Genomic DNA, 13630 nt, shown 5'->3' with positions numbered 1-13630 from the left:
AGTCCCGGTAGTCGACGCCGGGCCGCCCGGTCCCGGCGGACACGGCAGCGCGCGGCCCGGCAGGCCGGCACGCCTGCGGGTCGCGTGGCAGCCTCGGACATGGCCGATCCGGACCCGGCCGGATCAAGCGGTCACCGCGACCGCGTCGACCGCCGGCACCCGCAGCACGCGGAGTGCTGTGCCCAGGGTGGTGATCAGTGTGGCCCCGGCGGCGATCGCGACGATCGCCAGCCAGATCCCCGGCCCCTGGTCGGGCAGGACCGAATCGGTCGTGGCCGCGTTGAAGGGCAGGATCCCCGCGATACCGGCCACGGTGCCGAAGAACACCCCGACCACCGTCAGCGCCGACGAGCTCCGCACGCCCCTGGGCCTCGGCCCCGCCTCGATACTCGTGCTGCTCAGCACCGAAGGCACCGCCGCCAACCCCCACTCCACCACCGATCACTGAATGACCCAGTCCTGCGGGACACTGTTCGCCAGGGTCAGAGCCGCCTCCACGCCGTCCGCTTGCTGGACCGTGAGGAGCGGGCAGAACACTTCCTCGGTGACCGTCGGGTCGTCGTACGGGAGATCTGCAAGGAGAAGGACCACACGCCAGTGGCCGTGCTCCTCGCCGGGCGGGGCGGCGATGCCCGCCGCCAGTTGTCGCTTCGCCGACGAGGAGGCGACGAGGGAGTCGTGACGCGCCACATGGTTCAGGTTGTTCAGCGGGCCGAAGTCGCGGCCCGCCAGCCGATCACCCCGCGCTTCTGTGACTCGAGCACTCGGGTGCCGATCGCGGAGTACATGGAAACGGTGGACGCGAGCGGTCCCTGGCCGGCACCTTCGGCAGCGCGGACCGGCTGTGGGACACCCCCGACGAACTGCGATAGCTGCGACGGTCACAGCCAAAACCGCTCCGGGCAGGACCAGGGACCGACTTGCGGAGCCACTCCGATAGGTACAATTCAGACATATGGACATATGGCGGCGGCTTTCGTTCCGCCAACATTCCTGGCGGGCCAGTGACGCCCTGCTGGCGATCCCGCTCGCTCTGATCGCAGCCATCGTGCTTGTCGACGCAACGACCGGGCCCGACGTGGCGCTGGGCCCCCTACTGATCGTGGCTCCCGCGCTCACCGCCTCTTTCGCCGGCCCCCTCCTAACCGCCATGGTCGGAGCCATCGCCGTGGCGGCCCTGTTCGGCGTCGGCGTAGGGCTCCGCATCCTGACCACGGAGAGCATCGGTACGCAGATCGTCGCCGTGGTGGTGGTCTCGGCGGTCGTGACGGTGTTCCGGTGGCTGCGGGATCGGTACGGTCGTGAGCTGGCGCAGGTGCGCACGGTCTCGGAGGCCACGCAGCGAGCGGTGCTCAGACCGCTGCCGCGGCAGATCGGGCCACTGCGGGTGGCCTCGGTGTACCTCGCGGCGGAGGAGCAGGCGCAGATCGGCGGCGATCTCTACGCGGCCACCCGCACCTCGGCCGGCACCAGGCTGATCATCGGGGATGCGCGGGGCAAGGGCCTGACCGCGATCGGAGATGCCGCGCTGCTGCTGGGCGCATTCCGGGCGGCCGCACACCGGCAATCGTCCCTGCCCGACCTCATGGCCTACCTGGAGAACAGCGTGTGCTGGAGCATGGTCGAACCCACCGAGTCGGAGCAGGAAGGGGAGTGCTTCATCACCGCCGCAGTCATCGACATCCCCGATGCAGGCGAGAAGGCGGAGATGATCAGCTGCGGGCACCCACCCCCCTTGCTACTACGCGACGGACAGGCCACCGCCCTCAACCCCACCCGCCCCGCGCCGCCACTGGGCCTGGGCGAGCTGACCACACCCCAGTACCAGGTGGACACCTTCACCCTGGAGCCCGCAGACCTGCTGCTGCTCTACACCGACGGCGTGATAGAAGCCCGGGACCCCGGCGGAGTCTTCTACCCACTGACCGAACGTGCCGCCTCCCAGGCACACGACAGCCCCCAGGCCCTAATCCACCGCCTGCGCGCCGACCTTCTGACTCATGTGGGCGGGCACCTGGACGACGACGCCGTCATGGTCTGCATCCAGCACACCCCGGGGCCCGGGTCTGGGTCGTCGTAGTCGTGGCCCAGGACCCGGCCGCGCAGCAGCTGCTCATCCACGTTCATCGGTCCGGCCTCCCGGACGCCAGCGACAACGCGGGCTTCCCCAAGGCTCCCTTGGACCCGGTCCGCAAGCACGCGCCTCATATCCACGCGTACAACCGATGCTCTGAATGTGACATATATGGCATGAGTGGAAATATGGCATGCGTGGTGGTTGGTTCTGGCGAGAACTTCTTTGCTGAACCCTCTGCTGGGAGGGCTCAGGCAGGCGAGAGGAGTGCATCATGATCGCCAAGCTGCTCGGCAAGCTGTCCTTCACCCGCCACTACGGTGCGTACGGGGAACACGACTGGGGTGCGTAAGGCGGCGACGACCGGGTCTGACCGCACTGCCGACGGGAGCCCCCGGGCGCCCGCCGGCTCCTGGCCACCCTGCCGACCATGTCGGCCTGGACAGGTACGAGAGTCAGGGGCGATCCCATGGGCCGAATGAATGAGCCGCCGCGGTTGCCCGAAGGCAGCTTCGCGGCCTGGAGCCGCGACCGGCTGGCACTAGCGCGCCGTGGCGCTGACGAGTGCGGGGACGTCTGGCAGCTGGAGCCGGGTGTCTATGTAGCCGCTACGGCCGGGCCGTGTGAAGCGGTTCTGCACCGCGCGCAGGACTTCCCCAAGCCACCCTCGCCTCTCTTCCCGCCGTTGAAGCGGTCGAGCGGAGCACCGACGCCTGAGGAGCGTGCGCACGCTCACGCCGCCCGCATGCGCGGACTACGCCCGCAGGCGGTTGCAACCCGGATCGGTGAGATAGCGCCCAGGACCGCTCAATTTGCTGACCAGTGGCCCCTGGGCCAGGACGTCGAGATTCTGCCCCCGGTCCGGCACGCCCTGGCAGAGATCGGCGTGCGCTACCTCTTCTCCGAAGACGCTCCCACCCTGCTGCCCTTTGCCTCACAGCTCTTCCTGGCCCGGGAGGTTCTCGTACGCCCCTCGCGCTGGGTATGGCCACACTGGGTCCCCACACCGGCACGGCGGTTCCGCACACGGCAGCAAGTCGCCTTCGTTGACGCTTTGCGGCCCGTCGTCCGCCGACGCCGTTCATCGGGCCGGTTCGGTGACGACGTGCTGGGACAGATGCTCCGGCCCTCCTCCCGCTATGGCCTACTGCCGGAAGAAGCCATCTTCGACCCTCTCCCCGGAATCACCGTCGCCACCTTCGAGACACCTTCCCGGGCAGCCGGATGGATTCTGCTCCACCTGGCCCGGTACCCCCAGGCAGCGGGCCGCGTCGCGGCCGAAGCCGCCTTGCTGCCCGCGGACCCGGCCGCGACGACCAGCACCCACCTCGACAGCCTGCAATACACCCAGGCACTGGTACGCGAGGTGCTCCGACTGCACCCCCCGAGCTGGCTACTGACCCGGCGCGCCACGCGGCAGACTCAGCTCGCCGACTACACCATCGACGCCGGGTCCACCGTTCTCGTCTGCCCCTACACCGCCCACCGCGACGCACGGCAACACCCCGAGCCGGACCAGTTCCATCCCGAGCGCTGGCTCGATGATTCGGGCTCGCCGGCGAAACCCGGGGTCTTCCTCTCCTTCGGTACCGGGCCGCATGGCTGCGAGGGAGCCGCTCTGGCCATGGCGATGCTGACGCTCCTGGCTGCGCAGACCGCCCGCTGCTACCACTTGAGCGAGCCGCCCGGACCAGAACCCAGCTACCAGGTCACCACCTTCGAAGGTCTCGCAACTGTCGGCTTGCGCCTGCGCGCCACCTTGCGCAGCTGAGGGCAGTCCCGCTTTCAGTGACAGGCCGTCTCCACGGCGAACTCGCCCGTCTCGACTCACGGTCTGGGGCTCCGCGCTGGGCGTTGCGCCCGGTCACGATGACGGACATTCCGTCGGCGGCCGGCCGGTTGGCGACCACCCGGCCGATGTCGGACGTAGCACCGGTTGTCTTCGTGCTCCACAGCCATCGGATGCACCTTCCGTAACCGCAGGAAGAGGTCCGCGGCTTCGGGGTACGGAGTTTCGGCTGGTCCGGCCGAAGGTCTGTTTCGCGAACCGAAAAGGTGTGCTCCAGATCGAATCGGCGGAGGAAGGCCGCCACCAGCGGTCGACGTGATCTTCCTCCCGACGACCGGCCCGTCGCGACAGGCCGCCGTGGCGGTCTGCCTGTTCAGACCGCCACAACAATCCCCGTATATGTGATTCTCCGGCGCCGAACGCGGTGAGATGGTCTCCCAGCCTGGTTCGTAATAGCCGTTCGGCAGACCGACGGTGCGCGACAGAACAAAGCCGATGATCATGCCGAGACTGACCAGAGACCCGGTCAACCACGCGACCAGGGGACGCTTCCAAACAACGAGTCCCACCGCCACCACGAGCATGACGGCACGTCGCAGCGCAGGCGAGCATGGCGAGATCAGCCCCTCGCCGGGATCAAGTTCTGACTGCGGTTGGAGTAGCCAGGGCGGCTGGACGTACGGCCTCCACCCCGAATCGCCGGCGGGCCCGGTCCGCGGCGGCTTCGACGGCACGGGCGCGGTAATCGCCGGGGTCCAGGGAGAGTTGGCGGTGAGCGCCGTCGGCCGGGAGCAGGTCGTCGGCGCGGATCGCGAAGGCACGGACTCTTGCTCGCTGCAGCCCGAGAGCGGTCAGAAGGCCCAGAGCAGCCGTGACGAGAGCGGGTGAGTGGTCGGTGGCCTCCGCCAAACTGCACGTACGCGTGGTGGAGCTGCGGTCGGCGTACCGCACCGTGAGCGTGAGACGGCCGGTGACCTGGCTTTCGCCGCGCAGACGTTGGCCGATCCGGTCGGCGAGACCCAGAACGGCACGGTGATGCCGCGCCGGGTCGAGACAGTCCTGGTCGAGCACGAGATCGGCCGTCAGGTGTGCTGCCGGTTCCAGCGGAACGACCGGGCGGGGGTCGTGGCCACGGGCCCGCTCGGTCAGCAGTCGGGCCTGGCCGACGCCGAGAATGCGTTGCAGGGTCGACGGGGGTACGTCGGCGACCTGACCGATGGTATGCAGGCCGTATCGGCCGAGCGTGGCCGCGGTGGCACGGCCGATACCGGGCAGTGCGGTGACCGGGCGGGGGTACAGCCATTCGGCGGCCCGCTCGACGGGGACCCAGGTGGTGTCTCCCGGCGCGGACGCGTCGGCCGCCATGGCCGCCAGCATGCGGTTGCCCGCGAGCCCGGCACTGCTGTCGATGCCGTAGAGGGCCTTCAGTCTGATCTTCGCCAGCTGGACCACGTCGTAGGGGGACAGGCCGAAGTACCGGAGTGCCGAAGTCAGGTCCATTTGAACGGCGTCGGGCGGGACGGCCTGGACGTGGGGCGTAATGCCAGACATCAGTTCGATTACATCGGCGTACTGATCCTCGGTCAGTGCGGCATGCAGGTAGAGGTGGGCGATATGCCGCTGGCGCGTGGTCATCCTGCGCTCCCCGGACTGGTGTAACCGAACTTCTTCAGGTCAGCCGAACGGCTGCCGGCGGGCTGCAGGTCGGCATACGGGTGCAGGCGGGCGCCGGTGGTGCCGTTGGCCAGGGTGCGCTGCGGCCGAGCGGGGGTCGGGTGCGGGCGATCGACTCCAAGGAGGGCGAGAGCGGCCTCGGGGCCATTGTCACGACGGGCCGCGGCGATCCGGTCCAGGTCCCAGGCCATGGTGCCGACGACGGTGCGGCGGTTGCCGCGCACCTGGACCGTGCCGCGCACCAGGAGCAGGCCGCTGTGGAAGACGGTGTGCGCGCAGGCCGGGTGGGAGTCCTCGAAGAACGCCAGGTCGACCAGGCCGGAACCGTCCTCCAGAGTGACGAAGATGATCCGCTTGCCGCTGGCGATCGGCGGGGTCTGGGTCGAGGCCCGAACGCCGGCGACGAGGACCTGCTGACCTGGACGCATCCCGGCCAGATGCGCCGCGTCCGTTGCGCCGATCTCCCGCAGCAGTCGGTGGTGGTGCTCCATCAGGTGCTTGGAGACGTCGATGCCGAGCGTGCTCAGCTCGGCGCTCAGGGCTTCGCGTCCGGTCATTTCCGGAAGGCCGCTCGGCTCCGCTCCGCCGATTGCACCCGCGTCGAGGGGCAACTGGCCCTTGCCCGCAGACCGGTTGCGGGACTGCCGGTGAAGTTCGGCGATCTGCAGCAGCAGATCGCGTCGCGTGAGGCGGCCGTCGTGGAGAGAGTTCAAGGCGCCGATTTCCGCGAGGCGTTCGGCGACCGGTCGGCTGGGCCGGGCCCGCTGCCAGAAGTCCGACAGCGATCCGTACGGCCGGCCCTCCTCGATCCGCGCGCACTCCTCCTCACTGATGCCGTGCACCGCGGACAGTGCGAGCCGCACGCCCCACCGCTCCCCGTCGGACTTCTCCACGGTGTGCTTCACCTTGGAACGGTTGATGTCGACGGGCAGAACCGGCACGCCGCGGCGACGGGCGTCGGAGACGAGGACGCGCTTGGGCCACATACCGGGGTCGTGTTCGAGGAGGCCGGCCAGCAGGAACGCGGGATAGTGCGCCTTGAGCCAGGCGCTCTGCAGGGCCGGTACGGCGAAGGCGACCGCGTGGGCCCGGCAGAAGCCGTAAGCACCGAAGGCCTCGACGGTCTTCCAGACCTCGTCGCGGACCGCGGGGCTGTAACCGCGGGCGGCCGCCTGGCGGTGGAACCAGTCCTTGATCCTGGGCAGTCGCCCCTTGTCACCGAGAGCCCGTCGGGCGATCTCGGCCAGTGCGCGATCGCAGCCGGTCAGCACCGACAGGGTCTCGATGATCTGCTCGTGCCAGATGGTCACGCCGTAGGTGTCGGCGAGCACGGGTTCGAGGTCCGGATGGGCGTAGGCCGGTGTACCGCCATGACGTGCGGCGATGTACCGCTCGGGCATCCCCCCGGCAACCGGTCCGGGGCGAAAGAGGCTGATGTCGGCGATGACGTCCTGCGGGTCGCGGGGCTGCAGCCGGGACAGAAGATCTTGCTGGCCGGGTGACTCGAGCTGGAACAGGCCTAGGGTCTGGCTCTCCTGGATGAGCTTGAACGCGAAGACGTCGTCGAGCGGAACCTGCTTGGGGTCGTCCAGGTCGATACGGTTGCCGGTCGCCCGTTCGATCTCGACGACGGCGTGAGCCATTGCAGACTGCATCCGGACTCCCAGGACGTCCAGTTTGATGTTGCCCAGCGCCTCGATCTCCTCCTTGGCCGCCATCGCCATCGGATAGTTGCCCTGGGGGGTGGGCTGCACGGGCAGCCGGTCCAGGAGCGTCGCGTCGCTGATGATCACTCCGCAGGGGTGCATGGCCATGCCGTGAACCAGGGAGTCGAGGCCTTCGGCGAGTTCCCACAGCGGCCCGTACCGCTTCGCTTCGGCCGCCAGTTGACGCAGTTCGGGCAGCTCGGCGAGTGCGCCGGTGATGTCGGAGGCCCGCAGGTGCGGGAAGCTCTTGGCGATCCGGTCGACCTCAGCCGGCGTGATCCCCAGCGCGAGACCGGTGTCCCTCAGGGCCCTGCGGGCCCGGTAGGTCTCGGGCATCGCGGTGACCGCCACCCGTTCCTTGCCGAACCGGTCGAAGATCGCGTCGTAGCACTCCAGCCGTCGGGCGGACTCCACGTCGATGTCGATGTCGGGCAGCGAGGCCCGGCGCACGCTCAGGAAGCGTTCGAACAGCAGGCGGTGGTCGAGCGGGTTGGCCGTGGCGATGCCCAGCGCGTGGCAGACCATCGATCCCGCGCCCGAGCCGCGGGCCGCTACCCGAATGCCCAGCTCCCGGATGTCGGCCACGACCTGACCGACGGCGAGGAAGTACGAGTCGTAGTTCAGCTCGGAGATCACACCGAGCTCTTCGTCCAGCCGGTCGAGCGCCGCCCGGTCACGCTCCAGACCGCGCCGCACCATGCCGGCCTCGCACTGGCGACGCAGAAACTGTGCCGCGCCGCCCGTTCCCGGCTCGACGCCGAGCACTGCCGGCTCCGGGAAGTGCGGTGTGCCCAGCCCCAGGTCTGCCGCGGGATCGACGGAGCACGCGGCCGCCGTGGCGGCGGTGTCCGCCAGCAGACGGTCCGCCCGCCGGGCGTCCGCTCCGGCACACTCGGCGATCAACTGCGCGATGCGCGCCATCGCCCCTTCGTCCTTGAGCCAGCGCTGCCCACTGTCCAGGCGGCGCCGGTCGATGGGGCGCAGCAGTCGCGCGGCATCAAGGACGTCGGCGAGCCGGTGCTGGTCCGGGTCGGCATAGCGGACGGCGTTGGAGAGCACGACGGTGGTGTCGGTACGGTCGGCCAGCGCCAGGGTGCGGGCGGCCAGCCGCAGTGACCCCGGGCCCGTACCGGACCGCCTGTGCAGGACAGCCTCCAGCCGTACACCGCTGCCGAAGATCTCCCGCCACGGCGCCAGCAGCTTCGCCGCGACGTCCTCCCGGCCTGCCGCCAGTGCCCGTACCGGCTCCGAAAGCGGTCCGAGCAGCACGATCAGACCGGGACCGCCGTACTCGCGCAGCGCTTCCCACGGCACCATCACCGGGGCCGCGCCGCCTGCCGTGCCCGCGTGCGCGGCCGACGTGATGCGGCACAGCCGTGCCCATCCCGTCCGGTTCTGCGCGAGCAGCACCACCCGCAGGGGCGGCTCGACGACATGGGCGCCACCGCGCGCCGGGGTGCGGCGCCGCTGCACCGGAGGAGGGGGTGCGATGGCCTCCACGGCCAGATCGATGCCGAAGACCGGCCGGATCCCGGCTCCGGCGCAGGCCTTCGCGAACCGTACGGCACCGGTGACCGTGTCCCGGTCGGTGAGCGCGAGCGCCGTCGTACCGCGCTCAGCCGCTCGCCGGACAAGGTGTTCGGGATGGGCTGCACCGTAGCGGGCGGAGTATCCGGACGCGACGTGCAGATGGGCGTAACCCGCCATGCCGCACCTCCATCAAATCACCCCATTTGAGCCTTTCGCCCGATACATTCATCGTACGCTCGTTCGATTACTCTAACCCCCATCAGCCTCGGACGATGGCGCGATTCGAACACGTGACCTATTCCGTGGCATTCCACACAGCGACTCACCACGACTCCATCGGGGTTCACCGTCACCCCGAGGGAACTCTTCGCACGCAAGGGACCGGCAGGAATAGCAGCAGCGCGCTGCGCAGCGATGCGCGCCGGGCACGGGTCATCCGGTGAGCGAGCCGGTCAGCCGTCCGGCCCAGCCCCACCTGCGCAGACAGGGGACACCCGGACCGTGGGGGGCATGACTTTCGCCGACGAGGTGAAGAAGGCCGTCACTCCACGGGCCGCGCTGCTCGTCATCGGTGTGCTCGCACTGCGGCTGCTGTTCATCGCGTCAGCTGCTGTTCATCGCGTCCTGCATCGGGGCGCTGCACACCCCGAAGCCGGCGAACGTCCCCTTCGGGGTGGTCGCACCCCAGCAGGTGTCCGCGCAACTCGTCACCGAACTGAAGAACCTCCCCCGGCGGCCCGCTGGACCCGCGCGCGATCAGCGACGCGGCCACGGCCCGCGGGGAGATCCTGAACCGCGACATCGACGGAGCCCTGATCGTCAACCCGGCCGGCCCGACCGATACCGTCCTGGTCGCCTCCGGCGGCGGAACGGCGCCGGCTCGTCGGCACCGGCCTGGCCGTCCTGATCATCGTGATCGCGGGCAACCCGGGCGCGGGCGGCGCCTTCCCGCTGCCGATGCTGCCGGACTTCTGGCGGACGATCGGCCCCGCGCTGCCACCGGCCGCGGGGACCTGGGTGGCGCGCTCGATCGCGTACTTCAAGGGCGACGCGGTGACCGGACCGCTGCTGGTGCTGTCCGCGTGGGCGGTCGTCGGCACGGCGCTCACCCTGCTGCTCGCCATGCGTCGCAGGCAGGACGATGCGGACGCGACGCGCACGGAGGCGGTAGGAGTACGTGTCCAGAGTGCCGCGACCGCCGCTGGACGGGCTGATCGACGACCTTTACTACCTGAAGGGTGCGCCGCCGTACGCCCGGCTGACGCTGCCGCCGATGCCGTCGGCGCTGCTCATCGTCAACCTCGGGGCGCCGTTCCGCATCCGCGCCGGCACCGACATCGAGACGGCCGAGTACGCCGACGGCTGCGTGGTCACCATGCCCACCCGCGCGTTGGAGTTCGGCTACCCACTCCGGACCCGGTCCGTCGGCGTGCACTTCAAGCCGTGGGGGCTGGCGCCGTTCCTGCCGATGCCCGCGGCCGAGCTGTGTGACCGGCCGGTGACGGTAGAGCAGGTTTGGGGCCGGCCCGCCATTGCTGAGCTGCGAAACCGGCTGGCCACGGCGGACGGACCGCACGAGATGCTGACGCTGCTCGAGGAGGAGCTAATGCGACGGCTGTGCGAGACCGCCGGCCTGGGGCTGGTCCGCCATACGAGCAGTGTCATCGCGGCGACCAGCGGGGCGGTGGCGATCGGCGACTTGAGCGTGGCAGCCGGTGTCAGCAGCACTCATCTGGCACAGCGGTTCAAGGAGCTCATCGGCGTCACGCCGAAGCGGCTGGCCCGCACCTACCGCTTCGCCGCCACCGTGTTCGCGATCAACCCCGCCGGACCGATCGACTGGGGCGACCTCGCCGGTGGCGCAGGCTACTTCGACCAGGCCCACTTCGGCCACGAGTTCCGGGCGTTCACCGGGCTCACGCCGACCCGGTACGTCGAAGTCCGGCGACGGTTCCTGCGCGAACATCCCGGCCACGCGCTGGACGGCTGGCCGCTGCCGGCCGATTGATTTCTTACAAGAGCGACAGCTCACGACACGCTAATTTGGGGCACCCCAAAGCAAAGGAGAGCCCCGTGGGCAAGGTGGTCATGTACAGCTCGGTGTCGGTGGACGGCTTCGTCGCGGACGAGAACGACCAGCCCGGACCGCTGTTCGACTGGTTGTCCAGCGGTGACGTCCCGTTGGACGAGAGCGGCGAGCTGAAGGTGTCGCAGACGTCCTACGACTACACCCGGCCGTACTGGGACCAGATCGGAGTCACGATCGTCGGCCGCCACGTCTTCGACCTGACGGACGGCTGGGACGGGAAGCCGCCGGGCGGGATCGACCACGTGGTCGTCGTGACGCACCGGCCGAAGCCCGAGGGCTGGGACCCCGAGGCGCCGTTTCACTTCGTCGACGGCGTCGAGGCAGCCATGACCAAGGCACAGGAGCTTGCGGGTGACCGCATGGTCGAGGTCGCCGCCGGCGACGTCGGTGGCCAGGTGCTTGCCGCGGGCCTGATCGACGAGGTGCGCATGGACGTCGTACCCGTCGTGTTCGGGTCCGGCAAGCGCTACTTCGGGTCGGTCCACGCGCAGCACCTGTTGGAGGATCCTGACGTGGTGATTCAGGGCAACCGGGTGCTTCACCTGCGCTATCGGGTGCGCCGTTGACCGATCTGAGCGGATACGCGAAGAAGTCCACTGCGAACGGTGACACACGATCGGGCCTCCGGCTGCGTTTGCGCATCGCTGTCCCTGGTCGGGCAGCCGACGCCGATCCGCCCAGCACCTCTGCTTCTTCTTGTTCTTCATCTTCTTCGGCGGAAGTCCTCCGCTCGCCGGGAAAGGGGAGGGCCGGACAGTCCGGCCCTCCCCCTGTGGGTACCGGGAGTTACTCGGTGACCTCGTGGTCGTGGCCCTCGTGCAGGCCACCGCCACTGCCCGCCGAACCCTTGGTGTTCTGCGGCGCCACCGACTTGCTCAGAAGGCTGGTGTCCCAGGCGTACTGGCCCACCGCGTTGGCGATGACGTCGACGTTGTCGTCGAACGCCTTCATGTCGATGTTCTTCAGGGTGTCGCAAGCGGCGTGGTAGCAGGCGTCGTACGCGACACCAGCCTTACCGCCGTACACCTTTGCCTGCTCGGCCGTCTTGATGCCCTCGGCGCCGGTGAAGGTGCCGCCCGAGGGGATGCCCACCTCGATGAACGGCCCGTAGTCCGACCGGCCGGTGAAGTCGGTGCCCTCGTGCGGGACGCCCCGGCTGTCCAGGTAGTCGGTGATCTGCCGCTCCAGTTGCGCCGAGCCCTCCGGGCCGGGGCCGGCACCGACCTGGTCGGAGTCGTCGCCGTCGTAGACGAACTGGGCGTAGTTCGGCGAGGCGATCATGTCGAAGTTCAGGTACAGCTTGACCTTCGCACGGTCCGCCGCCGAGAGGCTGTTGACGTACGCCTCCGAGCCCAGCAGGCCGAACTCCTCAGCCGACCACCAGGCGAAGCGCACCTTGTTCTTGACGTTCTCGTGGGCGAGGTTCAGGGCCACGTCGAGGATGCCGGCGGAGCCGGATCCGTTGTCGTTGATGCCCGGGCCGGCCGCCACCGAGTCCAGGTGGGCGCCGAACATCACCGCGTTGTCGGCGTCGCCGCCCTTGGTCTCGGCGATCACGTTGTAGGTGTGCCGGGTCTCCGCGAAGGTGCGGATCTCCAGGTTGACGGTCACTGCGCCGGCGGCGGCCTTGGCCGCGAGCGCCTCGCCGTCCGCCTGCGTGACGCCGCCGGCCGGGATCTTGGCGACGGACGGGTCTCCCAGGGTGCCGTTGAGCGCGCCGTCGGTGTTGTTGTAGATGATCGCGCCGGCCGCGCCCGCACCGGCGGCGTTCTCCTGCTTCTGCGCAAAGGTGCAGCCGCCTCGCTTGATCAGCGCGATCTTGCCGGTGAACGTCCCGGGGGCGTAGTCCTCCGGCTCGCAGCCGGTGGTGGCGTCGACCGGCACCACCGCGACCGGGGCGGTGATGCCGCCGACCGGGCTGCTGGCGGAGTACGTCATGGCGATCACCGGGACGTCCTGCTGCTGCGGCGACACCACCCGCAGGCTCTGCGCCAGCGTCTCGGTGAACGGGTAGTCGAACTCGTTCCGGGTCACCGAGTACCCGGCCTTCCGCAGCAGACCTTCGACGTACTCGGCCGACTGCCGGTGCCCCTCCGACCCGGCCACCCGGGTGTTCCCGTTCTTGTCAGCGATCCGCTGGAACTGCTTCAGATGCTCGTAGGCATCCTCGGCGTTGCTCTTCTTGACGAGCTTCTTTGCGAGCTTGACAGCCTCCCTGGCAGGGTCGCTGTGAGCGGAGGCGGTGCCCGATCCGATCAGCAGCAGCGGCGCTATGAGCCCTGCGACGGATACGGCGGCTACCGTGGTGCGGCGGTTCCGAGCGTTCAAAACGCTTCCTCCCGGCGGTCCATGAGAAATAGGCGTAATGGCCGAAAATAGGCCGAACGACGTGCGGCGGTACTCCGGGGCAGGCAGGGACGGCCGGATCGCTCCGCGCCCTGCCACCGGCAAGGAGAAAGGTATCTGCTCAGTAAACGCTTGGTAATGGGTTGACGGGAATCTCTGGCGTCGGCGCCGCCCGTGCGCGGGTGCCGAGCACACCGATCGGCCGCTGACCCAACCGAAGTTGACTGGAAGTCACCGGTGCTGACTGGAGTCCAGGACATGTCGAAGGTGGATGCCGGCCGCTATCTGGAGTGACTGGGTGTCGCGGCTCCCGACGCTCCGTCAAGGCGGGGTTGCGGGCGCTACACGCCGCGCACGTGGTCCCTTCTCGGCTCGTTCCAGGAGCTTCCCGGCGCGGTCGGTCATGCTTTCTCTGGCGCGCG

General features: G+C 69.3%; 10 protein-coding genes and 1 pseudogene. 6 read left to right on the top strand and 5 right to left on the bottom strand.

Annotated elements, in window-relative coordinates; translation table 11 throughout:
• Nucleotides 1–123 precede the first annotated feature (123 nt).
• The gene (locus AB0I23_RS16615) at nucleotides 124–327 is read right to left on the bottom strand and encodes a hypothetical protein (protein ID WP_436846946.1); all 204 of its coding nucleotides are present in this window, start codon (nucleotides 325–327) and stop codon (nucleotides 124–126) included.
• Between AB0I23_RS16615 and AB0I23_RS16610 the strand changes: the two genes are divergently transcribed.
• Nucleotides 314–448 (top strand): hypothetical protein, encoded by a 135-nt coding sequence (locus AB0I23_RS16610; RefSeq protein ID WP_359109976.1) that lies wholly within the window; start codon nucleotides 314–316, stop codon nucleotides 446–448. The two genes, AB0I23_RS16615 and AB0I23_RS16610, sit on opposite strands and share 14 nt — an antisense overlap.
• Here AB0I23_RS16610 and AB0I23_RS16605 read toward each other — a convergent pair.
• Nucleotides 442–963 (bottom strand): aldehyde dehydrogenase family protein, encoded by a 522-nt coding sequence (locus tag AB0I23_RS16605; RefSeq protein WP_359109893.1) that lies wholly within the window; start codon nucleotides 961–963, stop codon nucleotides 442–444. The two genes, AB0I23_RS16610 and AB0I23_RS16605, sit on opposite strands and share 7 nt — an antisense overlap.
• On the opposite strand from AB0I23_RS16605, the gene AB0I23_RS16600 reads away from it, so the two are divergent.
• Together AB0I23_RS16600 and AB0I23_RS16595 are read left to right on the top strand one after the other, a co-directional pair.
• The gene (locus tag AB0I23_RS16600) at nucleotides 956–2080 is read left to right on the top strand and encodes a PP2C family protein-serine/threonine phosphatase (RefSeq protein WP_359109892.1); all 1125 of its coding nucleotides are present in this window, start codon (nucleotides 956–958) and stop codon (nucleotides 2078–2080) included. The genes AB0I23_RS16605 and AB0I23_RS16600 overlap by 8 nt on opposite strands.
• Before the next feature lie 739 nt (nucleotides 2081–2819).
• Nucleotides 2820–3845, top strand: coding sequence for a cytochrome P450 (locus AB0I23_RS16595; protein ID WP_359109891.1), 1026 nt, complete (start codon nucleotides 2820–2822; stop codon nucleotides 3843–3845).
• A gap of 654 nt (nucleotides 3846–4499) precedes the next feature.
• Here the strand turns inward: AB0I23_RS16595 and AB0I23_RS16590 are convergent.
• Both AB0I23_RS16590 and AB0I23_RS16585 read right to left on the bottom strand, forming a co-directional pair.
• Complete coding sequence (locus AB0I23_RS16590; protein WP_359109890.1) at nucleotides 4500–5498, bottom strand: DNA polymerase Y family protein; 999 nt, start codon at nucleotides 5496–5498, stop codon at nucleotides 4500–4502.
• Nucleotides 5495–8950, bottom strand: coding sequence for a DNA polymerase III subunit alpha (locus tag AB0I23_RS16585; protein WP_359109889.1), 3456 nt, complete (start codon nucleotides 8948–8950; stop codon nucleotides 5495–5497). Before AB0I23_RS16585 ends, AB0I23_RS16590 begins: the two co-directional genes overlap by 4 nt.
• Nucleotides 8951–9283: 333 nt before the next feature.
• On the opposite strand from AB0I23_RS16585, the pseudogene AB0I23_RS16580 reads away from it, so the two are divergent.
• The 3 genes and pseudogenes from AB0I23_RS16580 to AB0I23_RS16570 all read left to right on the top strand — a co-directional run.
• Nucleotides 9284–9913 (top strand): annotated as a pseudogene (locus tag AB0I23_RS16580) (DUF3533 domain-containing protein); the annotation flags it as partial.
• Between the two features lie 46 nt (nucleotides 9914–9959).
• Nucleotides 9960–10781 (top strand): helix-turn-helix domain-containing protein, encoded by an 822-nt coding sequence (locus AB0I23_RS16575; RefSeq protein ID WP_359109888.1) that lies wholly within the window; start codon nucleotides 9960–9962, stop codon nucleotides 10779–10781.
• Between the two features lie 65 nt (nucleotides 10782–10846).
• Nucleotides 10847–11428: a dihydrofolate reductase family protein gene (locus AB0I23_RS16570; RefSeq protein WP_359109887.1), complete on the top strand. Its 582-nt coding sequence runs from the start codon at nucleotides 10847–10849 to the stop codon at nucleotides 11426–11428.
• A gap of 220 nt (nucleotides 11429–11648) precedes the next feature.
• Here the strand turns inward: AB0I23_RS16570 and AB0I23_RS16565 are convergent, their stop codons facing one another.
• Entirely contained in the window at nucleotides 11649–13190 is a 1542-nt protein-coding gene (locus AB0I23_RS16565) for a M28 family metallopeptidase (RefSeq protein WP_359109886.1), read from the bottom strand.
• Nucleotides 13191–13630: the final 440 nt, after the last annotated feature.

Origin of the sequence: Streptomyces atratus, assembly GCF_040655115.1 — a bacterium.
GTDB lineage: Bacteria > Actinomycetota > Actinomycetes > Streptomycetales > Streptomycetaceae > Streptomyces > Streptomyces atratus_D.
This window is presented reverse-complemented; position numbering and strand designations above follow the sequence as displayed.